Origin of the sequence: Corynebacterium pseudotuberculosis (assembly GCF_002155265.1) — a bacterium.
GTDB lineage: Bacteria > Actinomycetota > Actinomycetes > Mycobacteriales > Mycobacteriaceae > Corynebacterium > Corynebacterium pseudotuberculosis.
In genome coordinates, this window is the sequence record NZ_CP021251.1 from 1,490,317 (window position 1) to 1,516,325 (window position 26,009).

The 26,009-nt window shown below is 49.2% G+C and carries 21 protein-coding genes and 1 pseudogene; 10 read left to right on the forward strand and 12 right to left on the reverse strand.

The features are described 5' to 3' along the window. The first annotated feature begins 32 nt into the window (after nt 1-32). Both miaA and dapF read left to right on the forward strand, forming a co-directional pair. Nucleotides 33-968, forward strand: coding sequence for a tRNA (adenosine(37)-N6)-dimethylallyltransferase MiaA (miaA, locus tag CpATCC19410_RS06945; RefSeq protein ID WP_014300751.1), 936 nt, complete (start codon nt 33-35; stop codon nt 966-968). 26 nt (nt 969-994) lie between these two features. Beyond that, on the forward strand, nt 995-1,858 hold the full coding sequence (gene dapF / locus CpATCC19410_RS06950) for a diaminopimelate epimerase (RefSeq protein WP_179946590.1): 864 nt from the start codon (nt 995-997) through the stop codon (nt 1,856-1,858). A gap of 21 nt (nt 1,859-1,879) precedes the next feature. On the opposite strand, the gene CpATCC19410_RS06955 is transcribed toward dapF, so the two are convergent. Continuing rightward, a complete protein-coding gene (locus CpATCC19410_RS06955) occupies nt 1,880-2,404 on the reverse strand; it encodes a hypothetical protein (RefSeq protein ID WP_013242100.1) in 525 nt (174 codons plus the stop codon). Between the two features lie 94 nt (nt 2,405-2,498). After that, nucleotides 2,499-3,257: a hypothetical protein gene (locus tag CpATCC19410_RS06960; protein ID WP_013242099.1), complete on the reverse strand. Its 759-nt coding sequence runs from the start codon at nt 3,255-3,257 to the stop codon at nt 2,499-2,501. A gap of 210 nt (nt 3,258-3,467) precedes the next feature. Between CpATCC19410_RS06960 and hflX the strand changes: the two genes are divergently transcribed. Continuing rightward, the gene (hflX, locus tag CpATCC19410_RS06965; RefSeq protein WP_013242098.1) at nt 3,468-5,108 is read left to right on the forward strand and encodes a GTPase HflX; all 1,641 of its coding nucleotides are present in this window, start codon (nt 3,468-3,470) and stop codon (nt 5,106-5,108) included. Nucleotides 5,109-5,191: 83 nt separating this feature from the next. Continuing rightward, nucleotides 5,192-6,478 carry a uracil-xanthine permease family protein gene (locus CpATCC19410_RS06970; RefSeq protein ID WP_013242097.1) on the forward strand — a complete coding sequence of 429 codons (1,287 nt, stop codon included), beginning with the start codon at nt 5,192-5,194 and terminating at the stop codon, nt 6,476-6,478. Between the two features lie 103 nt (nt 6,479-6,581). Here CpATCC19410_RS06970 and CpATCC19410_RS06975 read toward each other — a convergent pair. The 6 genes and pseudogenes from CpATCC19410_RS06975 to CpATCC19410_RS07005 form a co-directional block, all read right to left on the reverse strand. Beyond that, nucleotides 6,582-7,241 (reverse strand): annotated as a pseudogene (locus CpATCC19410_RS06975) (FMN reductase); the annotation flags it as partial. Between the two features lie 3 nt (nt 7,242-7,244). Then, entirely contained in the window at nt 7,245-8,360 is a 1,116-nt protein-coding gene (locus CpATCC19410_RS06980) for a CE1758 family FMN-dependent luciferase-like monooxygenase (RefSeq protein ID WP_013242095.1), read from the reverse strand. A gap of 211 nt (nt 8,361-8,571) precedes the next feature. Beyond that, entirely contained in the window at nt 8,572-8,838 is a 267-nt protein-coding gene (locus CpATCC19410_RS06985; protein WP_013242094.1) for an HPr family phosphocarrier protein, read from the reverse strand. Between the two features lie 261 nt (nt 8,839-9,099). After that, the gene (locus tag CpATCC19410_RS06995; RefSeq protein WP_014401232.1) at nt 9,100-11,148 is read right to left on the reverse strand and encodes a PTS fructose transporter subunit IIABC; all 2,049 of its coding nucleotides are present in this window, start codon (nt 11,146-11,148) and stop codon (nt 9,100-9,102) included. A 147-nt stretch (nt 11,149-11,295) separates the two neighbouring features. Further along, nucleotides 11,296-12,276, reverse strand: coding sequence for a 1-phosphofructokinase family hexose kinase (locus tag CpATCC19410_RS07000; RefSeq protein WP_013242092.1), 981 nt, complete (start codon nt 12,274-12,276; stop codon nt 11,296-11,298). After that, the gene (locus CpATCC19410_RS07005; protein ID WP_013242091.1) at nt 12,273-13,076 is read right to left on the reverse strand and encodes a DeoR/GlpR family DNA-binding transcription regulator; all 804 of its coding nucleotides are present in this window, start codon (nt 13,074-13,076) and stop codon (nt 12,273-12,275) included. Before CpATCC19410_RS07005 ends, CpATCC19410_RS07000 begins: the two co-directional genes overlap by 4 nt. 209 nt (nt 13,077-13,285) lie before the next feature. Between CpATCC19410_RS07005 and ptsP the strand changes: the two genes are divergently transcribed. Continuing rightward, entirely contained in the window at nt 13,286-14,989 is a 1,704-nt protein-coding gene (gene ptsP, locus CpATCC19410_RS07010; RefSeq protein ID WP_013242090.1) for a phosphoenolpyruvate--protein phosphotransferase, read from the forward strand. A 66-nt stretch (nt 14,990-15,055) separates the two neighbouring features. On the opposite strand, the gene sugR is transcribed toward ptsP, so the two are convergent. Both sugR and lexA read right to left on the reverse strand, forming a co-directional pair. Further along, on the reverse strand, nt 15,056-15,832 hold the full coding sequence (gene sugR, locus CpATCC19410_RS07015; RefSeq protein ID WP_013242089.1) for a transcriptional regulator SugR: 777 nt from the start codon (nt 15,830-15,832) through the stop codon (nt 15,056-15,058). Nucleotides 15,833-16,123: 291 nt separating this feature from the next. Next, a complete protein-coding gene (gene lexA / locus CpATCC19410_RS07020; RefSeq protein WP_013242088.1) occupies nt 16,124-16,831 on the reverse strand; it encodes a transcriptional repressor LexA in 708 nt (235 codons plus the stop codon). Nucleotides 16,832-17,121: 290 nt separating this feature from the next. On the opposite strand from lexA, the gene CpATCC19410_RS07025 reads away from it, so the two are divergent. Then, nucleotides 17,122-17,496, forward strand: a complete 375-nt coding sequence (locus CpATCC19410_RS07025) for a hypothetical protein (protein ID WP_014300746.1) — start codon at nt 17,122-17,124, stop codon at nt 17,494-17,496. A gap of 112 nt (nt 17,497-17,608) precedes the next feature. Further along, entirely contained in the window at nt 17,609-18,064 is a 456-nt protein-coding gene (gene nrdR, locus CpATCC19410_RS07030) for a transcriptional regulator NrdR (protein ID WP_013242086.1), read from the forward strand. On the opposite strand, the gene hrpA is transcribed toward nrdR, so the two are convergent. Further along, entirely contained in the window at nt 18,061-22,059 is a 3,999-nt protein-coding gene (gene hrpA, locus CpATCC19410_RS07035) for an ATP-dependent RNA helicase HrpA (protein WP_014522731.1), read from the reverse strand. The two genes, nrdR and hrpA, sit on opposite strands and share 4 nt — an antisense overlap. A gap of 242 nt (nt 22,060-22,301) precedes the next feature. Between hrpA and CpATCC19410_RS07040 the strand changes: the two genes are divergently transcribed. Continuing rightward, a complete protein-coding gene (locus CpATCC19410_RS07040) occupies nt 22,302-23,330 on the forward strand; it encodes a hypothetical protein (RefSeq protein WP_013242084.1) in 1,029 nt (342 codons plus the stop codon). A gap of 76 nt (nt 23,331-23,406) precedes the next feature. Here CpATCC19410_RS07040 and CpATCC19410_RS07045 read toward each other — a convergent pair whose 3' ends face one another. Next, nucleotides 23,407-24,348, reverse strand: a complete 942-nt coding sequence (locus CpATCC19410_RS07045; RefSeq protein WP_014401229.1) for a hydrogen peroxide-inducible genes activator — start codon at nt 24,346-24,348, stop codon at nt 23,407-23,409. Nucleotides 24,349-24,663: 315 nt separating this feature from the next. Between CpATCC19410_RS07045 and CpATCC19410_RS07050 the strand changes: the two genes are divergently transcribed. Together CpATCC19410_RS07050 and ahpD are read left to right on the forward strand one after the other, a co-directional pair. After that, the gene (locus tag CpATCC19410_RS07050) at nt 24,664-25,260 is read left to right on the forward strand and encodes a peroxiredoxin (RefSeq protein ID WP_014300742.1); all 597 of its coding nucleotides are present in this window, start codon (nt 24,664-24,666) and stop codon (nt 25,258-25,260) included. A 141-nt stretch (nt 25,261-25,401) separates the two neighbouring features. Next, a complete protein-coding gene (gene ahpD, locus CpATCC19410_RS07055) occupies nt 25,402-25,926 on the forward strand; it encodes an alkylhydroperoxidase, AhpD family (protein WP_013242080.1) in 525 nt (174 codons plus the stop codon). Nucleotides 25,927-26,009 lie beyond the last annotated feature (83 nt).

Here is a 26,009-nt window from a genome sequence, read left to right on the forward strand (position 1 = left end):
CAGTAGCGTCTAGAAAACATAGAGAACACAGCATGCGTGAAGAAAGTTCGGGTCAACAGGATATAGAGGCGATACGTCCTATTGCCGTCGTTGGCCCGACCGCGTCGGGGAAATCAGCTCTTGGTATTGCTTTAGCTCATGAGCTCAACGGAGAGATAGTCAATGTTGATTCGATGCAGCTTTATCGAGGCATGGATATTGGTACAGCTAAACTTTCTATTTCTGAGCGCGAAGGGATTCCGCATCATCAGCTTGATGTTTGGGAGGTTACGGAGACTGCGTCTGTAGCAAGATTCCAACAAGATGCCGTTCGCGATGTGGAAGACATCATGGCACGTGGGAAAACCCCCATTCTCGTGGGGGGATCGATGCTGTATGTGCAAGCGCTTGTCGACGCCTGGCAATTTCCGCCTACTGATAAGAAAGTTCGAGCTAAATGGGAAGAAAAACTCGCTGAAATCGGTATTGACGCGTTGCATCGCCACCTTGCGCTACTCGATCCCGCTGCGGCGGAGATCATTGAAGACAAAGATCCTCGCAGGACAGTTCGTGCGTTGGAAGTTATTGAGCTTACTGGTCAGCCATTTCAAGCCAGCCAGCCACCCAAAAATGGTGTTCCTCGTTGGGCGACGCGAATTTTAGGCCTACGTACACACAGTGATTGGCTTAACCCTCGTATTGAGTTGCGTACTCGTCTCATGTTTGAACAAGGTTTTGTCGCAGAGGTTGAATCGTTGTTAGACAAAGGATTGGTAGCTGATTCGACGGCGGGACGAGCGATCGGATACGCGCAGGTTCTACAGGGAATGGCCGGTGATTTAACCTGGGATGAGGTGGTAGATCGGACGATCACGGGGACTCGCAGATATGTTCGCAGGCAAAGAAGCTGGTTTAACCGTGATCCTCGTATCTCCTGGATCGATGCCGCTGAAGACACTCCGACGCAAGCGCTATCATTGCTAACGTGACTGTGACACATGAACTACCTCAACAGATCTCGTTTGCTAAAGGCCATGGGACTGAAAACGACTTTGTAATTATCGAGGATCTTGATGCGAAATTGCCGTTAACACCTCAGCTAATAAGCGCCATATGCGACCGCAGGGCGGGAGTAGGCGCAGATGGTGTTTTGCGCGTCGCTCATGTTGGCTCCTTGCTGGCTTCCGGCGTGCTTACCCAAGCACCGGAAGGGCTCGATCCATCTGATTATTTTATGGACTACTACAATGCGGATGGCTCCGCTGCAGAGATGTGCGGTAATGGAACACGAGTGTTTGCCCATTGGCTGAGGTCACGAGCTTTAGTTGACGTAGACGATTTTAGTATTGGCACTCGTGCAGGTGCTCGTACTGTCTCTGTTCACGCTTTTAGCGCAACGGATGCTGACGTTAGCGTTGATATGGGACCAGCCGAGGTCACTGGTGTCTCAACGTGTCGTATTGGTACGGCCTCATACGCAGGTATGGGCGTGGATATGGGGAACCCGCATCTCGCCTGTGTGGTTCCAGGTTTGACTCCGCAAGCTTTAGCAGAGGTTGACCTGGTACAGCCTGTTGTTGACGGTGAGTTTTTCCCAGAGGGCGTCAACGTAGAGTTGCTTACGGAACTCGATCAACAATCACAGATCCATATGCGTGTATATGAGCGCGGTGTGGGAGAGACACGTAGTTGCGGAACCGGTACCGTCGCTGCGGCACGCTCGGCGCTAGCTGATGCTGGGCTTGTCGACGGCCACGTGGTGGTGCATATTCCTGGTGGCAGTGTCAGCGTGACAATCCAAGGAGACACCTCTGTTTTGCGGGGCCCCTCGAAAATCGTTGCGTGGGGCCAGCTGGATACCCGCGGTTTAAGTTCATAAACCTGTTAGGTGGCGCTGGGGCTAATTCTCACTCAGCCGTTTTGCAGCGCGTCGTGCAGCAATCCACGATTCCTCAAAATCAGAGGCACGACGGTCTGTAACCTCAAGGATTTTCTCTAGCTGCCCGATGGTTAACGCCTTAGTGAGGTGTCCATCGGCGCGAGTTAGGAAGCGTCGCGAGGTCTTCCGAAGATAATGGAAAGCCTCAATGTCCGGATCACTGCTTTCTGGGTCGAGAAGCGCGGGGCGATAGAGAGTTCGATCCGCAATTGATTCCATATCTGCGCCGGTCTCAAACTTGTCATACTGCGTGAGAATGTCCTGAATATCTTCAAGAGTGAGTCGAATAGAGGCACGAAGAGAATCGATTTCCCGGGTGTTAGGGCGATGCTGGGTCATAAAGGTTGTCGCGCCGATAATGATGATGGAGAGCATCACTCCGGGAAACCTGAGCCATATGACGAGGCAGACGCAAGCAAAAGAGATCGCGATATAAGGCCAGAGTGGCCTACGTCCTGCGTCGCTAATTCCAGCGAATTCCGGCATGATTTATTGTTCCTTTGGCATCAAGGTGCTGTGCGATTATGAGGTGTGATGACCTAAACCTAGGCAAGGGGGTGAGCAAAAAGTAAACGGGATATCAGTGCCCACCACAGCCGCAGCCACCAGAACCACATCCTCCGCCGCCGGATCCGCAGCCACCTGACTCTGGAACAGACACAGACCCCACCAACACGGCTTTGCCTGAGATCACGGAGTCACGTTCTGGCAGAGAAGCTGCGTCGGGCAAACAGACATCAAAGGGGAAAGGACCGTCGACAGTTGCATGGATAAACCGTGAACCTGTGAGGGTATTCGTTCTGTATTCGGCTGACAAGACGCGGACGTTGAACGTTGCAAAAGCGTCAGGAGCGGCAGTGCCGTTGCCAGACATCACTGTAAGAGCGCCTTCGCTGACCACCGTTCCCAGTATCTCGGGGGAAGCCTGCTCAAAGTCTGCGATCGTCGGATACGTGATCACGTCGAAAGCGAGAGCGGATAAGCCCAGTTGTTGCCAGCGCTGCTCGGGTTCGTCGACAAGCAAGGGTCCTTGTGCAAGGTTGCAGGCCACCGTAGTGACTTCTTGCCCGTTGTAATCAACAATTTCGCACAATGCGAGGACATCATTCACCATAGAAATATGCGCGAATGATTGAGTAACGGAGTCGAAGCCAGCAAAAGTTGCAAACGGTTCAACAGCGAGAATGTTAATCTGTGCGCCGGAGTCGTCTGCATACTGAATAAGCTGGCCACCACGGACTTCGCCGGTCACGGCAAGTTTATCGGTGGCGATGGCTGCTTCAACGGCATCCTGCCACTTGTCAAAGGTCATACCAATGCTCAAGAGATCAGTGCTCATAGCGTTTGATTGTATCCCTTTGTGCCCCTATTGATGGCATTGGAACTATTTCTCTATTCCCAACGGAGCCTGATACTGCGTGTCGATGAGACATCGGTGGGCACGTTGTATGTCACAGAAAAACATGTGAGGTTGGCTCTAGTGCTACGTTTTTGCTGCGTTCGCTAACAAAGATCATCGGTGCAAAGTACTAGTGTTGGGCTACTCAACATGCGACAATGGTCGGTAACGATGACTAAAAATAATGAAACCCCAATTCACGACCAGATCCTTAACTCCGCTCATCCATCAGAGCCGCGAGGAATCTCGCATGATGACCTTCTTGACCGAGCCTTCAAGGATCATCGGCCTGTAGCACCGCATGAAGATTCTGGAATAGATCAATCTGGGCTTCTTAGTTCTCGGTATACGGATGGTGCAGCGTCCTCATCTGGTGCTTCGGAGAACAAGCAGCCTACTGTCGGTGAGCTTGACTTAGAAGCTCGATCCAGTCTGCGCAGCCTTACCCGAGGCTCAAGTATCCATGCGACAGACCAAGATGACGGCTATGACGTTGAGTACCGAAAATTACGTCTAGAACGTGTGATCCTTGTTGGTGGGTGGACTCAAGGAACTACTGCAGAAGTAGAAGCCACTATGCAGGAACTTGCAGCTCTGGCTGAGACAGCAGGGTCGGAAGTTGTGGACATGCTCTATCAAAAGCGTGATAAGCCCGACCCAGGAACCTATATCGGCTCCGGTAAAGTAGCAGAGCTTAAAGACATCGTGATGTCTACCGGTGTGGATACCGTGGTGTGCGATGGTGAACTATCGCCAGGCCAGATGATTGCCTTAGAAAAGGCCTTAGACGTTAAGGTCATCGATCGGACGATGCTGATCCTTGATATCTTTGCCCAGCACGCCAAGAGCAAAGAGGGCAAAGCTCAGGTGTCATTGGCACAGATGGAATACCTCATTACCCGAGTTCGCGGTTGGGGCGGGGCGTTGTCTCGACAGGCGGGAGAGCGAGCAGGCTCCAATGGTGGCGTAGGCCTGCGCGGACCCGGTGAAACAAAGATCGAGGCAGATCGTCGTCGTCTTCGTTCAGACATGGCTAAATTGCGTAAAGAAATCGCTGGTATGAAAACAGCGAGGGAAGTGAAACGCTCGCAGCGTCGCGAGTCTACCATTCCTCAGATCGCGATTGCCGGGTATACCAACGCTGGAAAATCATCCCTTATTAATGCGCTTACTGATGCGGGCGTACTAGTTGAAGACGCCTTGTTTGCGACCTTGGATCCGACGACCAGGCGCGCTGAGCTTGCCGACGGCCGATCCGTGGTCTTTACGGACACCGTGGGGTTTGTTCGTCATTTGCCCACTCAGCTCGTGGAGGCTTTCCGCTCCACTCTTGAAGAGGTTGTGGGAGCAGACCTGGTACTCCATGTTGTCGATGGTTCTGATCCATTCCCTTTGGAACAAATCAAGGCTGTTAACGGAGTTATATCTGACATCGTTCGGGAGCTGAAGGTAGAAGCGCCACCAGAGATAATCGTGGTCAATAAGATCGATCAGGCGGATCCGTTGGTCCTTGCAGAGCTGCGACACGCGTTGGATGACGTAGTGTTTGTATCTGCACAAGAAGGCGACGGTATTCCTGAGTTGGAAGCACGCATTGAGCTTTTCTTGAATACGCTAGATGCGCACGTTCACCTGCTAATTCCTTTTACTCGGGGAGACATCGTTTCACGCCTCCATAAATTTGGAACGGTTTTGTCTGAGGAATATCACGCGGAAGGTACGCTTATCGATGTCCGACTGCCGCATTCTTTGGCCGCAGAGCTGGGGGAGTACCACGTCACTTCCGCCTAATAATCCGAGGTGGGGGCGAAAAATGCTCATGGTGCCCCCACTTTGTTGGAGAAAAGCCCCTTTGGGAGTGATGATAAAGGCTCGTGAGCAAAACTTCCTGGGGATGGACCCTTCACGGCGACGGTAAGACGATTGCCCCTGGTGCCGTAGTCGCACCAGAAGAACGATTGAGTTGGGGTCGGACCATAGGTATCGGCATGCAGCACGTAATAGCAATGTTCGGTGCAACGTTGCTGGTGCCTACCCTGACTGGTTTCCCTGTGAATACCACGTTGCTCTTCTCTGGAATCAGCACCATGCTGTTCCTCCTGATCACTCGGAACCGGCTTCCCTCTTATTTGGGAAGCTCGTTTGGCTTTATCGCGCCGCTGATCGCCTCCCAAAGTGAGGGTATCGCTGTCCAGCTGGGTGGCGTAGTGGCCACAGGCCTTGTGCTTATCGCGGTGGGTTTTATTGTCAAAGCCGCTGGTAAACGAGTTATCGATCTTGTTATGCCACCTGCTGTCACGGGTGCTATTGTTGCGCTCATCGGGCTTAATCTTGCTCCGGCGGCTACCTCTAATTTTCAAGCGCAGCCGCTGGTAGCAACGGTAACTCTGGCTGCGATCCTCTTTTTTACGGTTGCTGGGCGCGGAATGATAGCCAGGCTGGGGATCCTCATTGGTGTCATCATAGGCTGGGTCTTTGCCGCCCTGACCGGAAACCTTTCTGAAGGCGCAACTACCGCTATTCACGATGCCTCATGGATTGGGCTGCCGCAGTTCCATACACCGCAATTTACTGTGCACACCATCCTGGTGACATTGCCAGTGGTGATCGTTCTTATCGCGGAGAATGTAGGACACGTCAAAGCCGTGAGTGAGATGACCGGGCGTGATCTAGACGATTTGGCTGGCGACGCACTCATCGCGGATGGTCTAGGAACTACTTTTGCCGGAGGCTTCGGTGGATCAGGTACCACCACATATGCAGAAAACATTGGTGTTATGGCAGCAACGCGAGTCTACTCAACAGCTGCTTATTGGATTGCGGCTTTGACCGCAGTTGTTTTGGCTTTCATCCCGAAGTTCGGAGCGCTCATTTTCACTATTCCTACGGGTGTTCTCGGCGGCGCGGCTATCGTCTTGTATGGCCTTATTGGAATGCTTGGTGTGAGGATTTGGCAGGATAACAAGGTCAATTTTAATAATCCTGTGAATCTTACTGCTGCAGCCGTGGCACTTATTGCGGGAATCGGGAACCTGACTCTCACAGTCTTTGGCGTTGAGCTTCAAGGTATCGCTTGGGGTTCCATGGGCATCATCGTCTTCTACCCAATCCTGCGATGGTTGTACACTCGCGTTGGCGAGGGACAAACAGCACGATTTTAAAAGAGTCCCGTGTCCCGATCTGTGAACTCTGATCGGGACACGGGATTCTTCTTTTTCTCGGGATGCTGACGTGGGTTTCCTGTTTCCCTGATCTCAGGAGTGAGCTCCCTGTATGCCCCCGTAGTAATTCGCTAAAGGGAATCAGATTCTCCTGTGGATTAGTGCCGCTGTGTCGTCGGACTTCGTTTTTTCCCATAAAGTCTCCGAGACCGTCTACCTGCGAGGAAACATTAACTATATGCTCTGCTAGTTCAGTGGCGGCTCGCTGAATTCTTGTCCGGAGCTCTTCTGACTCGATGCTGCCAAAATCTTCTGTAGCAACAAATATCCCTGTGGGTATAACTACTGCGCGCATGTAGGTGAACAGCGGGCGCAGCGCGAAGTCCAGAACCAAGGAATGGCGCGCAGTACCTGCAGTTGCACCGATCAGCACCGGCATATCGATGAGAGCTTCTTGATCAAGAACATCAAAAAAAGTTTTGAATAACCCGGAGTAGCTTGCTTTAAAGACTGGGGTCACCGCAACGAGAGCATCCGCAGACGATATTTTTTGCTTGATCTCTTCTAGACGTGGAGTTCCGATGCCCGTCGATAATGCGGTACTAAGATCCGGGATTAATTCAGATAATTCAACTACGTGAGTCTCTAAAGATTCGCCACGTGCAGTCACCGCAGCAGATACAGCGCGAGCAATAGTGTCGCTAACATTTGTGGTAGCTGAAGGGGTGGACAAACCTGCTGATATGACAACAAGAGAGCGCATAGTTTAAGACTCCTTAGGTGTTGGATCAACAAGGAAATGAGGCGAATCCCTATGTTCGGCAAGCCATTTATGGCTAGGGGGATTGCTAGGAACATGGTCTGGACGGCGGGCTTCCATACGTTTACGCAATTCCGGTACCACCTGTTTTCCTAGAATCTCAATTTGTTTCAGAACAACTTCTTGCGGAAGTCCCGCATGATCAATGAGAAACATTTGGCGCTGGTAGTCGCCGACCCAGTCTGCAAATTGCATCGTTCGTTCGATAACCTGCTCAACTGTACCCACAGTTAAGGGGGTTAACGAGGAGAATTCTTCTAGTGACGGGCCGTGACCGTAGACAGGGGCATTATCAAAATAAGGTCGGAAAAAACGTTTGGCTTCGGATTCTGTTTCTGCAATAAATACTTGTCCGCCAAGCCCAACGATCGCCTGATCTGCTTGCCCATGCCCATATGACTCATAGCGTTTGCGATAAACCCTAACCATTTTGGCTGTGTGCTCTTTGTTCCAGAAAATATTGTTGTGGAAGAACCCGTCTCCGTAATATGCGGCTTGCTCAGCAATCTGTGGAGAACGGATAGAGCCATGCCAAACAAAAGGTGGTACGGCTTCAAGCGGTGCTGGGGTAGACGTATAGCCTTGTAAAGGGGTACGGAATTTACCGTGCCAATTAACAACTGGCTCGCGCCAGAGCTTGCGAAGCAGATGATAATTTTCTACGGCTAGCGGCAGGCTGTCGCGAATATCTTTACCAAACCAAGGGTAAACAGGGCCAGTATTCCCACGGCCTAGCATGAGATCGACTCGTCCCTGTGCAAGGTGCTGGAGAAAAGCGTAGTCCTCGGCAATCTTTACTGGGTCATTTGTTGTGATGAGTGTGGTCGACGTGGAGAGCTGGATATTGGTGGTTTTAGCGGCGATATATCCCAGATGCGTAGTAGGGGAGGAAGGTACAAAAGGTGGATTATGATGCTCGCCGGTAGCAAAAACATCGAGTCCTACTTCTTCTGCTTTGAGGGCTATTTCGGTGATCCGGTTAATACGTTCGTGTTCCGTGGGATTCTCACCAGTAATAGGGTCCGGAGTTAAATCGCCGATGGTAAAAATTCCAAATTGCATGGTAATTCCTTTTTTATTATCTGAGGTATTTTAGAAAATATTTTATATGACATGTCAACAAAAATATTTTCTATCTATTCCATGCTGATTGGTAGGAGAGGTTTTCTGGCTAAGTTCTTGTGTATGGCAACGTAAGACAGAGGATGACGGAAGGCATAAGAAAAGCGCCGAGGTGCGGTGATTACCTAACCTCAGCGCTTTCTAGAAAAGATTATTCAGCGTCAAGATCTTTTTCAATCAAGGCTGCGATCTTTTCAACTGCTTCTGCATTCTCAGAAGTAACGGTGACTTTATCGCCTTTTTCTGCACCGAGGGCCATGATCATCAAGGATGAAGCTGCATCGGTTTCATCATCATCTTCTCCCTCAAGAGTAAGGAAGATTTCCTCATCGAACTCGCCAGCTGCTTCTGCGATGATGGAAGCGGGGCGTGCATGGAGGCCAACTGCGGAGCCGACTGCAACGGTCTTAGAAGCCATGGAATATTCCTTTCATAGTGCTGAATTCAGCTCTAAAGCGCCAAATTCTAACGCTTTCTTTAACCTCGGAGAATCTTATAGTTGCTTTTAGTGTGCATGAGAGCCTCAACGCCGCACAAAAAGCATGATTAAAGTTTCCTCTGTAGGTTCTATGCCCAATTCTATTCCGATTCTGTCGGTTTTTCCATTAAACGGGCATAGAATTGTCATAATGCTTTGCATTTGGTTGTTTTAGGTATCCTGGCGAGGCCTGGGATAGTTTTATGTTTGGGACTGAGCAGCTTCCTGTTGCGTTGTATTGTTCGGCCAGAAGCTTTTTAGTGAGATTACAGAAAAAGCGGAAACCAATACCCCAGATGCTATTCCGAGAATGAAACCCCAAAAAGGTTCGATGGCAAAGGAAACAAAAATTCCACCGTGCGGAGCTCGGGAGATAGCGTGGGTTGCCATAGTGATCGCACCGGTAACCGCGCCCCCTAGCATCATTGATGGGATGACGCGGAGTGGATCGGCCGCTGCAAAAGGAATGGCGCCCTCAGATACAAAGGAAAGGCCAAGTAACCAAGCCGATTTACCGTTCTCCTGTTCCACGGGGGTGAAAAGATTTTTTCTGATAAGGGTGGCAAGGGATAGCGCAATGGGTGGAACCATCCCAGCCGCCATAACTGCTGCCATGATCTGCAAGGAAGCCTGATCGCCTGTTGATAAACCGGCTGTGGCAAAAAGGTAGGCAGCCTTATTAACCGGGCCTCCTAGGTCAAAGCACATCATTAAGCCAAGGATGATGCCTAAAAGAACAGCGGAAGAACCAGACATTGTTCCTAGCCAGTTTTGAAGTCCCATCATAACCGCAGATAAAGGACGGCCTAGCAGTAGGAACATAATGAGCCCTATGAACAGTGATGTGAGAAGTGGGATGATAACCACTGGCATGAGCGATTGAACAATCCGATGCGTCTTCCAGGAACTAATCCAAAGTGCAATGACACCTGCTAACAATCCAGTAACAAGACCACCAATAAAACCAGCGCCTAAGGTTACGGAGATGGCACCGCCAACAAAACCAGGGGCTATGCCTGGCCTACCTGCTAGAGCATAAGCAATATAGCCAGACAAGGCTGCAACAATAAAACTCATTGCTGCTTGCCCCGTGGCAAAAAGGACAGCACCGAGATAAAGCAAGAGTCCTGATCTATCAAAAGTTATATCGGAACCATTGATAGTTACAGTGTTGCTAGGCAGGTTAGTAATCGAATATTCACTAGCAATCGTTTTCCAACCATCAGCTATGTCATACCCACCAAAGAGGAATCCCAATGCGAGGAGCAGCCCACCTGCGGCGACAAAAGGAACCATGTAGGAAACACCAGTCATGATTGACTGCTGCACTTTCTTTCCTAGACTTAGGCTCCCGCTTGAAGCTGATTTGTGAGTTGTTTGTTGATAAGACGAAGTTCCTGGAACTTTGTATGCTTGTGGATCGTGAGCTGCAAGAATAGCTTCTTCCAACATTGCTACTGGTTCGTTGATAGCTCGTTTAACCCCAGATTCGATCAGCGGTTTACCCGCAAAGCGTTCTCTGTCTTTTACGCCGACATCAGTGGCAAAAATAACCACGTCGGCGGCGGTGATTGTTTCTTGTGAAAGAGGGGTAACCGCCGAAGACCCCTGGGTTTCTACCGCCAATTCAATATCGTTGCGCTTGGAGGCCTCTTGACTAAGTGCATCCGCAGCCATATACGTGTGGGCTATGCCGGTAGGGCAAGCTGTTACCGCGACGACGCGAATAACCTGATTTTTATCGTTCGTTGTAGCTTCTGAAGAACGGGAAACTGTCGGGCTGTCAGTGTCTGGAGCTGGATGGATGACCCTATTTACCAAGTTAACCACTTGTGTTTCAGAAGCAGCGTTTTCTAAAGCCTCGATAAAATCTTTCCGAACGAGTGCTCTAGCTAGTTTGGAAAGAATCTTTAGGTGCTCTTTTCCGCCGTCGGCAGGGGCTGCAATCAAGAAAATAAGGGAAGCAGTGCCATCGGGAGCCCCAAAATCCACTCCTTTTTTGAGCCGGACAAAAGCAAGAGTGGGGGTGTGAATAGATTCGGATCGACAATGGGGGATGGCAATCCCACCGGGGACGCCAGTACTAGCATTTTTTTCTCGTGCCATTGCATCGGCGAAGAGCGTTTCTGCATGTTCTGTTCGCCCAGCATCAGAAACAATGGAGGTGAGAGAAGAAATAACATCTGCCGGAGTTGGACCGAACTCAGCGTCCAACCTCACCAGCGAGGTAGTGATTATAGGTTGAGCCATGTTTTTCCTTGAGGCTAGCTTCCGTTCGCCTCAAGGAGGATGAGAAATAGCTGTCCTTCATAGTGGCGGTGGAAGGTGAACTGTGCGAGAGAAGAGGCGGTAACTAAAAAACAGTGCTACGCGGCATTCCGAGCGAATCCGAGTATGCTAGGAAACTTTGATCTTAGTAAAAGCAAAAACTCGAGTGCCTGCCACATCTACAAGATCAGGCGTTGGGATAGTAGTACCAGGCAAGGCAGCTGCCGCGCTGCCGTACGCAACGCCTAGAGCAAGAGACTCGGGTTGGGACAAACCTGAGCTTTGTCCCATGATAAAGCCAGCGAGGGTGCAATCGCCAGCGCCTACGGTGGAAACAACGGTGGTTTTTGGAGGCTGAGCTATCCATGCCCCAGCTGCGGAGACAAGTACCGCTCCTGAAGCACCCAGCGTTACCAATACGGCTTCCAGCCCCTGTTTTAATAATTTTTCTGCTGCAGACACTACGGGCTCGTAGTTACCTTTTTCAGCTTCGGCTTCAAAATCTATATCCTCAACTCCAACGAGCTGTCCTAACTCCATGCCATTGGGCTTGATTATTGTGGGCGCTGCCTTATCAAAATCATTGGCTAGTGCAACAAGCGACTTATCGGAGGTGTCAACCGCGATGTTAATTCCGGGAATCTTTTGTTGCAGCTTTTCCACGAGTAGGGAGTACCAATTTATCGGCGCTCCGGGTGGCAAAGAACCAGAAAGAACGACCCAAGATGCGCGTTGAGAAAAAGCAAGAAGTTCAGATTCCAAAGTTTCAATGTTTGTGGAATCTAGCTTTGCGCCTTGATCATTGAATTTTGTCGTTGTCCCGTCAGGCTCGGTGACGGCGGTGTTGACGCGAACATGGCCACAGACTGGTACCGCATGTCCAGGAATGTTAGCTTGCTTGACCAGCTCTATAAAAGGATCATTGGTGGCGGAAGGGAAGAGAGCGATAGTTTCCTGGCCTGCTTTTGCTATCGCTTGAGATACGTTTACCCCCTTTCCGCCGGCTACGCTTTTGTTCGAGATTGGGCGCTGTACAGATCCACGTTGTAGCGCGGTATCTAAAGTAAGCGTTGTATCAATACTCGGATTAGGCGTGAATGTAAGTATCACGGGATCACCACCTGGGTGTTGAATGGGTTGAAGCTATCTTGTAGTTGTTTGGGAGCATGCCGGTCAGTTACTAGGAAGTCGATATCGTTAATGCTGGCAAAAGTAACGTCAGAAGTTCGGTTCAGTTTTCCAGAATCACATAGCGCGACTATGCATCGAGATTGTGCGATCATAGTCGCTTTAATGGATGCTTCTCGCGGGTCGGATGTTGTTAGCCCTGCTTTGAGGCTGAGGCCGGTTGTCCCCATGAAAGCGATGTCTGCTTTTAGAGTGCGTAAAGATGCTTCGGCTCTTTTCCCAACAATTGCTTGAGTTCTTCCTTTAAGCGTCCCACCAAGAATCATCACATCGGGAACCCCGGCGCCGCTAAGGGTTTTAGCCACGTTTGGTGAGTTGGTAACAATCAGCCAGTTTTGTCCGACGTAGTTGCGGGCCAGGATTCCTGCGAAACTCTCTGTTGTAGACCCTGCATCAATAAAAATGGCCGCGTTTGGGCTTGGTATGAGTGGCAGAGCTGCATGCGCAATAGCTTGTTTGCGCCGTTGCGACTGATGGATAGGAAGATCGTCATCATCATCCACTGCGAGTACTTCTACGTGAGGCATGGAGAAGCCAGATACGGCGCCACCGTGGACCCGCGTCAGTAATCCTTGGTGCTCAAGACTTTTTAAGTCGCGTCTGATTGTCTCGGGAGTAACACGAAATTGTTGAGAAAGCTGTGTCACACTACAGCGGCCCAGATCATTTGTCAGAGTGACAATTGCGGGCTGTCTAAGCTGAACCTCTTCGACGGTGGCCATAGTCACCTCCTAACAAAATGGCATTTTGTGAAGAGTTGAAACATGTTGATTTCCGCCGTTTTTACCGTTTCTGCTGGAAAAATGTTGAAACCAATGCCCAATTTATGCCCACTTGTGTCTGTTTGTCAATAGTTCTCTGTTTGTTTGGTTGCGGAAATGTTGAGTTTATGGTGATGTGTAGGGAGAATAAACTTCAACTGTGAAGATGGGTGGAAACCTTGAATAACGTTGCAACTGACACAGTTTTTAAAGGCACTGGAGTGGTCTCGGGTGTTCGTTATGCAAAAGCTGTGTGGATTAGCCCGCGTCCCGAGTTACCGCAGGCTGGTGAAGTGATCGAGGAGTCCCTACGTGAGGCTGAGTTTGAACGTTTTATAACTGCTGCAGACGCCGTCGCTAAGCGTTTGCTTGATCGCTCACAACGGGCAGAAGGCGCTGCTTCTGAGGTCTTGAAAGCTACTGCAGGCATGGTTAACGATCGTGGCTGGAGAAAAGCTGTGAAAAAGGGCACACAAGGTGGCCATCCAGCTGAGTATGCTGTTGTCGCTGCTACTACTAAATTTGTTTCGTTGTTTGAGGCTGCCGGTGGAATCATGGCTGAGCGCACCACAGATCTTCGCGATATTCGTGATCGCGTTATTGCACAGCTTCGCGACGAACCGGAGCCAGGTCTCCCCGATGTAGAAGAGCAGGTTGTGCTTTTCGCCGATGATCTCTCTCCTGCGGATACTGCCGCGCTCAACACTGATTTCTTTGTGGGATTAGTAACTGAATTAGGTGGTCCAACCAGTCATACCGCTATTATCGCTCGACAACTGAACGTTCCTTGTATCGTCGCAGCTGGAGAGAAGATTAATAAAGTGCAGCTCGGCGAGCCTGTGCTTGTCGACGGCGCCCTAGGGACCGTGACCCTTAAAGCAGACCCGGAAACCGCCCGTGCTGCGGAACAAGAGTCCAAGTTGCTTGCGGAGCGTATTGCGCAATGGCGAGGGCCAGCGACCACCAAAGACGGGCATCGTGTGCAGCTGCTGGCTAATGTTCAGGACGGCAAGGCTGCCCGCATTGCTGCCACTGATAGCCAGGCAGAAGGCATCGGACTGTTCCGTACCGAGATGTGCTTCCTCACTGCAACGGAGGAGCCAAGCGTTGAGGAACAGTCAGAAGTCTATAAGAAAGTCTTGGAGCAATTCCCAGACTCTAAGGTTGTTGTTCGATCCCTAGACGCCGGTTCTGATAAGCCCGTTGCCTTTGCCTCTATGGCAGATGAAATGAACCCAGCCCTTGGCGTAAGGGGACTCCGGGTAGCGCGCGCCAATGAGGCTCTTCTGACTCGACAACTTGATGCTATTGCTAAGGCCACCGCAGATCTTGGTCGTGATGAGAAATCACCGACTTGGGTTATGGCACCGATGGTGGCAACTGCGCGTGAAGCGAAATGGTTTGCTGGTTTATGTGCAGACCGAGGTTTGATTGCCGGCGCCATGATTGAGGTTCCAGCTGCTTCTTTGATGGCGGATAAGCTTATGCCACATCTTGATTTTGTCTCGATTGGCACAAACGATCTTACTCAGTACACCATGGCGGCGGATCGCATGTCTCCACAGTTGGCATACCTGACTGACCCATGGCAGCCTGCAGTATTGCGTCTTATTGCGCATACATGCAAAGAAGGCGCTCGATTTGGTACCGCGGTGGGAGTCTGTGGTGAAGCTGCTGCTGACCCATTGTTGGCTTGTGTGCTTACCGGATTAGGCGTTAACTCGCTATCGGCTGCCTCCACAGCTATTGCGGGTGTTGGGGCTCAGCTTGCTGCTGTTGATATGGAAACCTGCAAAAAAGCAGCGGAAGCAGCATTGGATGCTGAAGGCGCTAAAGAAGCACGTGCGGCTGTGAGATCTATCATTCAGCCATAAAATAGCTCACATAGAGCTACGGCCATGCGGGCGACCACTTAAAGTGGCCGCCCGCATGGCGTTTATTTATGCAGTTATAACTTCAACGTCATGCTCACGGAGGGCTTTGATAAAGGATTCAGGAGCATTTGAATCTGTAATCACTACGTCTATGTCTTTAACTGAACCAAAGCTGACTAGATAATCGGTTCCCATTTTTGTTGAGTCGCACAAAACGACCACTTTATGGGCATTAGTGATCATGGCAGATTTGATGGCTGCCTCCTGAGAATCGGCAGTGGAAAGACCGTGATCGATTGTTAGCGCATTTGTTCCGATAAACGCGACGTCTGCTCTCATGAGGGCCAAGGTTCGCAGTGCAGTGTCACCCACAACTGCTTGAGTAATTGCGCGGACGCTTCCGCCAAGGAGCTGAATCTCATCGAGGCCTGAGTTTGCAAGCGTCAACGCAATAGAAAGGCTGTTGGTAACGATCGACCAGTGCTTTGCGGCAGGTTGGACTGATAAGAGTTCCGCTAGCGCGGCCGTAGTTGTTCCTGCGTCGAGGAACATTCCACCATGAGATTCAGGGAGGTAGGATAGAGCAGCATGCGCAATGGAATTTTTAGCTCCGGATGCGGAACGCGCACGGGTATCTAAACTAAATTCGGTGGTTTGAAAAGTTTGGTTTGCTACCGCGCCGCCGTGAACGCGATGAACAACCCCTTCACGGTCGAGCACCGCCAAGTCTCGACGAATAGTCTCAGCAGTAACATCAAACCGGGCGGCAAGCTCAGTGACATTGACGCGTCCTTCTACCGCCGTGAGAGAGGCTATTTGGCGCCGTCGTTCTTCTGAGTACATGTCCAATCCCTTCGAGTGAAATCAAATATCGGAAAAGTCCGATGCCCGAACCGTGGTTTTTCACAAAACTTATCTCTTGTCATTTTGTCATGACTAAGTGGATAAAACAGTCAAACAGACAAATGAATCACGAATGTTCGGACATGAATCAAAATCTTTTTTGGGAAAAGTGGACGTTAGTCAAGGTGTCAGTGTCCGTTTTCCTTTGAATGTGATGTTTATCTTGATTTCTATGTTCTCCCTGAAATAGGGGGAGTAATGCTGTGCGATCTAAAAAGATAAGGGTGTGAGTTAGAGCTTCCGGATGACGGAGACTACTTTGCCCATGATGTCTGCTTGATCACCGGGAATTGGCGAGAACGCATCGTTGTGGGGGAGCAGCCACACTCCTGAGGCGTCTTTGTGGAATTCCTTTACTGTTGCTTCTCCATCAATTAGGGCTGCAACAAATTCTCCTTGTTCTGCGACTGGTTGGGCCCTCACGACCACCCAGTCTCCGTTGAGGATCCCGGCATCTCGCATGGACTCGCCTACAACCTCGAGCATGTAGAGTTCACCGTCTCCCACAATGTCTTGAGGGAGGGGATAGTAGGCATTGACGTTTTCTTCGGCCAGAATTGGGCTACCTGCGGCAATGGATCCGACAATAGGAATGAAGCTGGTGGGGGACGTCTCGGAGGGGACGGGTGATTTTTTAGCTTTGAGGTTTTGCTTCCTGCCTGGTTTTGACGCGCTGGATTCAGGTAGCGTCCTAACGTCGACTGCGCGCGGCTTGTTGGGATCGCGGCGTAAATAGCCTTTCTTCTCCAGCTCTTTGAGCTGATAGGCCACAGAAGAAGTGGACTGCAGCCCTGCAGCATCTCCGATTTCTCGAATACTTGGTGGGTAGCCTCGCAAGACAACGGCATCTCTAATTACTTCAAGGATGCGTCGCTGGCGCTCGGAAAGCTTCTTTTGGCCAGTTTCGGTGATGTTTTGTTTATTTGGTTGTTTTGTCATGGTGTTATGCCCCCTTTAGAGTTTTGAAAATTTTATTTGATGCTCCGTGAACGTGTTCGTTCTCTACTGCTGTTTACCTTAGCTTATCTTTGCCGGCTTAGGTTCATCTGTTCGAAAAAATGGATGAAAAACTTGACCATATGTTCGAAAGGGTGTAAAAATCGAACATGTGATTGATTACTCGAACATATGAACGCATCTTTGTGTTATGTGTTTGGGGAGATTTTTATAGTGACTCTATCGCTTGATTGATAGAGATAATTCTTTGCTGGGAAAAGTTAGGAAATGCAATGACGCTGGCTTATCGCCCTCAAACGGTGGTTAATTCCCGTATGGATCGCGCTCAAATTGTTCCCGCGTCTGAGGTGTGGGATATAGACGCGAATTACGATAATAATGTTGAAACGAGTGTTCGTACGCTTTCTTTAGTTGAAAAAGCTGGATATTGTGAATCCAGTCATAAGACGCGCCGGAGTTCGTTGAGCACACTAACTCCGGGTTGGAAAGAACACCTCAGTAATGCGCTTGCTGGTGCTGCCTTTGGACTTTGTCTTCTTCTTGGCATTATCGTTGCTGGTGAAATCGACGGAAACTCGTCTGAAGTTCTCCCGCAAGAGGTTCCTGGTTCTGCGATGCTACAAGCAGGAGTGACCTCTCAGCGATAGAAGCAAGTGCTGCACTTTCTTAGAAGCTCTTTTTAATATGTATGTTTGGGTTGGTGCGGTAGCCTTTAAACTACGTTAGTTAAACGGTTATCGAATGTAGGGATTATTTAAAGTGTACTGCCCGTTTTGCCATCATGAGCATTCCAAAGTTATCGATACCAGAATGATTGATGCTGGTTCAGCGATTCGACGGCGTCGTGAGTGTTCGGAATGTCGTGGTCGTTTTACTACTGTAGAAAAAGCACAGTTATTAGTAGTAAAGCGGAACGGGTTAACGGAACCATTTAGCCGAGATAAAGTTATCGTCGGAGTGCGGAGAGCTTGTCAAGGGCGCGATGTGAGTGAAGACGCACTAAAACGATTAGCTCAGCAAGTAGAAGAGCGTATTCGGAAACACGGAAGTTCTCAGATCCATGCAAATGACATAGGGCTAGCGATTCTGGATCCTCTGAGGGAACTAGATGAGGTTGCCTATCTTCGTTTTGCCTCTGTGTATAAATCATTTGAGAGCGCCGATGATTTTGAATCTGAGATCCGGTTGATGCGTCGTCGTGATCGTAGCCTTTAGAGCTGTTCGATTGCTTTTGCGATTTTTCTCTCAGAAACTGATTGCGTAGTCCCTAGCCGTTGGGCAAAAAGGCTGACACGTAATTCCTGAATCAACCACTGAATATCACGTACTTGGTGAGCAGATTTTCCTTGTCCAGATTTTTGGATTTTTTGTGCTAAGCCTCGCTCTAGTCGATTAACTAGTAACTGCCTGTCTGCATCCCGGTCTGGCATGCGCTCCATATCTTCGAGCCGAAGCGTGATTGCTTGCACGTACCTTGGGAGATGCTTGAGGCGGTGTGCCCCATGTTGGGATATCGCCCGCGGTGGAAGGAGAAAATTGAGCTGATTATTAATGTCGTCGATGGCTGGGCCGGTCCAGTTGTTTATCTCGGATTTAACGCGGAGATAAGAGTTAATGCCAGGGGCTAGCTCGACAACTATTGCGCGTACCTTACTCGGAACTAATGGTTTAATAATCGTTTGTAACTTAGAAAACTCTTCTGGTGATCTCACAGCGCCACCGTTAGCAATGATCAAGTCTCTTACAACTGCAACTTGAGCATCGTTGACAAAGCCTGTGGCCCCACCGTGAGGATAGTTTTCTATAGCAACTCGTTGCTGAAGTGGGAGGCCATTGAGCATCTTCTGAGTATTTACAGGCGTTGCTTTAAGCAGCAACGTTAGTGTGGCCGTAAACATAGAGATATCGGCCTCACGCTTAGTGGGCATGGCTTTGACCGAAATACCCTCTGGGGTAACAACGAGGGCTGGATACGTGGTAACCAGCTGTCCATCGACCTTTGTAGTCACTTCTTGTGAGATAGTGCCTAGAGACTGAGGCGTCCATTCTTTAGCAGAGGATTGCTCGACGGCATGGGACACTCGTGAAACTGAAGCTCGGATTTGTTCAGAACGTCGGGATTTGAGGGAATCGAGCGATTTGTCCCGATCAATGATACGTCCGCGTTTATCTACAGCAGCGAATGTTATTTTGAGGTGTTTAGGGAGTGTGTTCGGGTTAAAATCATCCGCAGATATTCCAGGACGCCCCAATTCAGATAGACATTCGGCGATGCGTTGATAGAGGAAACCATCGCGATAATTCAGCATGGTGGTGATTTTATGGGCAAAATCTGGTGCAGGAACAACGGTTTTACGCAGGTGTTTTGGTAAAGAACGGATCAGCTCAGTAACCAGATCTTCTAACAAACCAGGAACTAGCCATTCGAACCCGTCTGCATCGAGTCCTCCCAGTAATGGTACCGGAACAAGAACAGTGACACCGTCATCTTCGGCGCTGGGATCAAAGTGGTAGGTTAAGCCGAATTCTAAAGAACCTCGGCGCCAAATATCGAGGAAGTCTTCTTCATTGACGTTTGCTGACTCACCTCGGCGCAATTTTTCCAGATCAAAGTCTAGAAGATGAGGCGTTTTATGGACGGCTGTTTTCCACCAGCGGTCAAAGGAACGTCCTGTAGTGATGTGATCTGGGAGCCTGGAATCATAGAAGTTATAGAGAGCATCTTCATCGATTACAACATCGCGACGTCGGATTTTTTCTTCAATTTGCGCAGCTGAGAGTAGTTTTTCTGCGTTACGACGATAAAACTTATGATGAGTAGTCCAATTACCATTGACTAGGGCTTCTCTAATAAACATATCGCGAGCAGCACGAGGATCGATGGAAGCATACCCGACTGGCCTATCAGCAATAATCGGAACACCGTATAACGTAGATCTTTGGTGCACCATGGCTGCTACGCGCTTTGTAGACCAATACGGCTCAGAATAATTGTGCTTGAGCAGATTTTTACCTATATGTTCGACCCACGCTGGATCGATCTCCGCTACATTACGCGCCCATAACCGTGAAGTTTCCACAAGCTCTGCCGCCATAAGGAATTGCGGGGGACGCTTGGCCAATGAGGAACCAGGAAACACCAAAAACCTGGAGTTTCTGCTTCCTATGAATTCCTTAGAATCGCCATCTCTTAAACCGATGTGAGACAGTAGTCCGGCTAGGAGAGCTTTGTGCAGGTTATCTGGGATGAGATGACCTGCAATGTCATCTGGGTTGGTCCATCCAATTTGTTCGCCGATGCTACGTAACTGACGAATAAGATCTGACCATTCCCTAATGCGCATGTAGTGTAAGAATTCGGACTGCATGGTACGTCGAAAAGCATTACCAGAAAGCTCGGTGCGTTTTTCTGATATGTATTCCCAAAGTTTAAGGTAGCTAAGAAAATCGCTGCTTGTGTCTTTAAAACGTGCGTGGAGCTGATCAGCTTGACTTTGTTTTTCTAGCGGACGCTCGCGAACATCCTGAATACTCAGCGCAGCCACCACTATGTAGGCTTCTCTTAAACAACCAAATTCTTCTGCCGCGATCAGCATGCGAGCTAAACGAGGGTCCAAAGGTATCTTGGCCAGAGTACGGCCGACTGTAGTGAGGAGTGGGGAGTTTGTTTTGGCTGAATCTGCAAGGACTCCTAGCTCCTTGAGCAGTAAAAATCCGTCACGGATAGCTCTGGTATCGGGTGCTTGTATAAAAGGAAAATTTTCAATGTCTCCCAATTTGAGGGAAGCCATCCGGAGAATGACGCTGGCCAAGTTTGTTCGTAAAATCTCTGGATCAGTAAATTCTGGCCGAGATTCAAAGTCTTGCTGGGAGTACAACCTAATTGCTATGCCGTCTGTAACACGACCACAGCGTCCTGATCTCTGGTTAGCGCTTGCTTGAGAGATAGGCTCGATAGGAAGACGCTGGCCTTTGGTCCGGGTGGAATATCTTGAAATACGGGCTGTTCCGGTGTCCACGACAAAATGAATACCCGGAACAGTCAGCGAGGTTTCCGCGATGTTAGTAGCCAAAACAATTCGGCGCCCGGAATGTGGGGAAAAGACTCGATGCTGTTCTTGGTTGGAGAGACGCCCAAAGAGGGGTGTGACCTCTACGTTTTTCCACCGTTTGGCTTCGATAGCATCCATCGCTTCGCGGATATCTGCTTCGCCAGCAAAGAAACAAAGAATATCGCCGGGACCATATCCCATAAGCTCTTGGATGGCTTGGATGAGCCCATCAATGGGATCTACGTCTATAAGCTTTTCCCCATCGGGGATTTCAAGCGGACGATAAAGGATTTCAACAGGGTACGTACGTCCGGAGACCTCAATAATGGGCGCAGGTTCACCGTTTGCGTTGGCAAAGTGCTGCGCAAACCGCTCTGGGTCAATCGTGGCAGAAGTAATGATGACTTTAAGATCAGGACGGCGCGGAAGAAGCTGTTTGAGGTATCCAAGAATAAAATCGATGTTGAGGCTGCGCTCATGGGCTTCGTCGATAATTATCGTGTCATAAGCGTTAAGGAATCGATCCCGCTGCATTTCTGCGAGCAGGATGCCGTCAGTCATCAGCTTGATGGATGTAGAAGCAGAAACACGGTCATCAAAGCGGATGGCATACCCCACTGAAGAACCGATTTTTTGGTCAAGTTCTTCGGCTATACGCTCGGCAACAGTGCGTGCCGCGAGTCGACGCGGTTGCGTATGTCCGATTAATCCACGTACCCCGCGACCTAGCTCTAAACAGATTTTGGGTATCTGGGTGGTTTTTCCTGATCCTGTTTCTCCAGCAATAATCACAACCTGATTGTTGGTAATGGCTTGTGCGATAGCGTCGCGTTGGCTGGAGACCGGGAGATTCTCAGGAAAAGTAATAGAGGGAATGAGCGCTGCTTTCTGCGATAACGCTATCTGAGCCTGTTGGATATCTGCGGAGATAGCTGTGATTGCGCTCTTAGAAGAGGCTTTGAGAATACGACGAAGGAAGACTCGTTCCTCAGCGATACTGACCTGGCTAAGTTGTGCGCGAAGAGATTCTTTTGTTGAGCGTAGCTCGGTATCTGTTCGAGAGAAGTTTGCCAAGCTCCGTTGCTCCTCAGGAGTAGTTGGGATCGCCTTTGACTCAACGTCCCTCTTATTATGGGGCTGATGTTTCGCGGTACTCATAATTCCTAACTATGGTACTTGGCGGCGCTGGGTAAGAGAACTTTGACTGCTGGAGTACGGACTACTCGCAAAGAAGAACCGTGCTCCCCTTGATACCCCCAATGTAGGTAATATTTTTTGTCTTGAATACGTGTGTGCTCGAAAAAAGAGCTAAGTTCCACCCCCGTTCTGTTTAGATAGATAATCTATAGGATAAAGATCACGTTATTTACTATCAAGAAATGTATGCATCGGAGGGTGCTATGTCTGATCGTTCTGATGAAAGCGGCAAATCTACAGGAGATCATAATAAGGGTGGGGCAGATGATTTTCGCCCTTATCCAGAGGTTAATCATCCAGAAGACAAGCCAGATTTTCCCTATGGGGTTGCTCGTTCTGGGGAGAATCAGACAGGGAGCTACAACGGTTATTCTGTCAATGCAATGAATCAAACTGGGGACACCGCAGACGGTTACATTTATGAAAAATCAATGGGGAGGGAGATCCATCCTGATGTAGACCGATTCATGGTTACTAGTGGTTCTCAACTTCGCATTAAATCTGCGATTAAATATGGGTTTGGCATAACTTTTAGCCGTCCACTGCTGTGGATTTTCGGTACTTTTATTTTCTTTTTGATCGTTCTTAGCGGAAGCATAAGCGTGGCGATGGCAACGATGTTTTCTCAAGACAATGCGAGTTCTATCTCAGCACCTGAAAACACTGATAATGCAGCCTTCAATATCATCAGCTCGTTGATTGGCATGTTTTTAGCTGCATTCTTGTATCAATTATTGCTACGCCAAATAGACGGGAAAAGTATTTCCTTCTCTGCTGTTTTTCAAAAGGTGAACTATTGGCCTACAACCCTCACCTTGATCGTCATTTCGGTGATCAATTTTTTGATATTGCTTTTATGTAGCGTGGTGTTGGGCATCAATCTATGGAAAGTCTCTGGTGCCTTGAACGATCCACAACTTATTGCCTACCTCCTGGGAGGGATGGCAGTCTATATGTTTATCTCTCTGCTAATTCAGCCGTTTGTAAACTTTTCTGCTTATTATGCGGCAGATCGCCGAGGGGGAGTGAAAGACGCGCTTCTGTGGGGGGTTGCTACTGGAAAGAAACACTACCTTCGCATACTCGGATTTTTGCTTCTTACAGGACTTATTTCTCTTGTCCTGATGATCTTTACCCTTGGCCTGGGAAGGGTCATTGTAGCTCCGGCGATGTATAACGCTACGGCCCATGCATATAGGCAACTTGCGGGCGGTCCATACCCGAAATATTAAAGACCTGACTTTAGATAGAATTAGAAGGTGCTGATCAGCGACATATAGTACTCGCTGCCCAGCACCTTTGTTGTATCTATGCTATAGAAGCTAAGACATTATGGTAAGCCTGTCCGACAATTGAACCGAGCTTCTGATACTCCTCGGTACGAGTGGAAGAGGCGCGGAATACCAAGCCGACTTGGCGTGAGGCTGTGACCTCATGCGCAAAGCTTGCTGTTGCTACGTTCGGTCGAGCGCACTCAATAGATATCGAACTTTCGGGGACCAGTGTACTTCCAAGGCCCGCTCCTACAAGCTGCATAACTGTGGTGAGGCTGGCTGCGCGCATTTTGGCGTTTTTGGAACGGGCGGGATTAATATCTACTTGTTTACAAAGATCTACGATTTGATCGTGCAAGCAGTGTCCGTCGTCAAGCAAGATGAGATCGAGCTCTCGCAGGCTGCTTAAAGTGAGGTCATTACGCCCTGCGAATGGATGATCTTTGTGCAACACCATTCGGAAGTTCTCGGTATAGAGAGGCATCTCGATAATCCCAGGCTGCTCTGTGGGGAGTGCAAGTACCGCACAATCGATTTGGCCGTCGCGCAATTGTTGGAGTAAATACTTAGTTTGTTCTTCAATAATGCGTAGCTCGAGATTGGGAAAGTCCTCGTGCACTAAATCAAGTAGTTGCGGGAGGATATAGGGGGCAATCGTTGGGATAATTCCTAAGGATAAGGGGCCTGAAAGTGTCCCGGATGCGCCCTGCGCATAAGACGTAAAAGCTTCTGCAGCGTCTAATGTGGCTTTGGCAAAAGGGAGGAGGGCTTCTCCTGCTGGGGTTACGATAACCCGACGCGTGGAGCGCTCAATAAGCTGCACACCTAGTCCATTTTCTAGAGCAACCAGTGCCTGTGATAGGGATGGTTGAGAAATAGACAGCTTGGCTGCAGCACTTCCGAAGTGCTTATTTTCTGCAATTGTGACAAAAGTTCGTAGCTGTGCGAGAGTTGGTCGGTATCCTTTATTGCTCATACCTATTTATTATAGCCCTTTAGATCGTAAAGTCGTATTGACACTGTAGTTGGGAATAGGTATAAACGATTGTAGGTGCATGGCGCTATGGTGAAACCTATTAAGCATGCCTGTTATGAGATGGATTATGTGGGGTTATTGTGTGGCATAAAGCCTCTTAAACCCTAAGGAAAAATCGCAATCACAGGTATCTTTTGGCATGCATTTGAATATGATCTGCCGTGGTTGACCGAGAAAACCTGGGATTGAAATCCCTGGATTTTTCGGCTGATTATGGAAATGAAAACAACGTCATTTGTTTTATTGGAGGAAAACATGGCAATCCTGACAGTAGGAGAGAAGTTCCCTGAGTTTGAGCTGGTGGCCCTCAAAGGCGGTGACCTGCATGATGTTAACGCCTCTCAGCCTGAGGATTACTTCGAGACTATCTCTTTGGACAAGTATGAAGGCAAATGGAAGGTAGTGTTCTTCTACCCCAAGGACTTTACTTTTGTTTGTCCCACCGAGATCGCCGCATTTGGCAAGCTCGATGAGGAGTTCCAAGATCGCGATACCCAAATTCTAGGTGGCTCCATCGACAACGAGTTCTCCCACTTTAACTGGCGTGCCACTCACCCTGAGCTAAAGACTGTCCCATTCCCGATGTTCTCCGATATCAAGCACGAACTTATCCGTGAGCTTGGCGTTGAGAATGCGGCAGGCGTTGCAGACCGTGCAACTTTTATTATCGACCCTGATGGAATCATTCAGTTTGTTTCCGTTACCCCAGATGCGGTTGGCCGCAACGTAGATGAGGTTCTTCGCGTACTGGATGCTCTTCAATCTGAGGAAGTCTGTGCCTGCAACTGGCAGAAGAACGACCCTACCAAGAGCATTGACAAGTTTGAGGTAGTTCAGGAATCGCTGAAGTAATCAGTGGAAATAACCAACTGATAACGCCTGCAGTTAAAAGGCGTAATCGGCCCGGTTCATTCTTTGTATAGGAATTTTGTATAGAGAGATGGAGACCGGGCCATTTTTAGATAAGAGCAACATTTAGTGAAAGGAAAATGCATGTCCATCGAGAACCTTAAGAATGCTCTTCCCGAGTACGCAAAGGACCAAAAATTAAATATTGGAACCCTTGTTAGGTCCACTGAGCTGAGTGAGCAGCAGCTTTGGGGAACTTTAGTGGCTGCTGCGGCAGCAACCCGCAACGATACAGTTATTTCGGAAATCCTTGATGAGGCCAAGGATCATCTTTCCGCAGAAGCAATTGAAGCCGCTTTTGCTGCTGCGACTGTTATGGCAATGAATAACGTGGCGTACCGGGCAAAGAGCTGGCTTGGCGACGACTTTGCTCAGGTGAAGTTTGGTTTGCGGATGAACATCATCAACAAGACCGGCGTAGATAAAGCTGATTTTGAATTATGGTCTGTCGCTGTCTCCGCAATTAACGGTTGCGAGCACTGCGCAGTGGCACACGTAAAAACGGTGCAAGAAGAGGGCCTGACAAAGGAACAGGTCTGGGAAAGCATCAAGATCGCCGGCGTGATGCAAGCTATCGCCCAAGCCGTACAGATCGAGGCTGTTCGCTAAATACAGCCCTCACGTATTAAATAAAGTATTAGATGTGCGTAGTGCCTAGAGACGATTAAGTCCTAGGCACTACGCATTTGTAG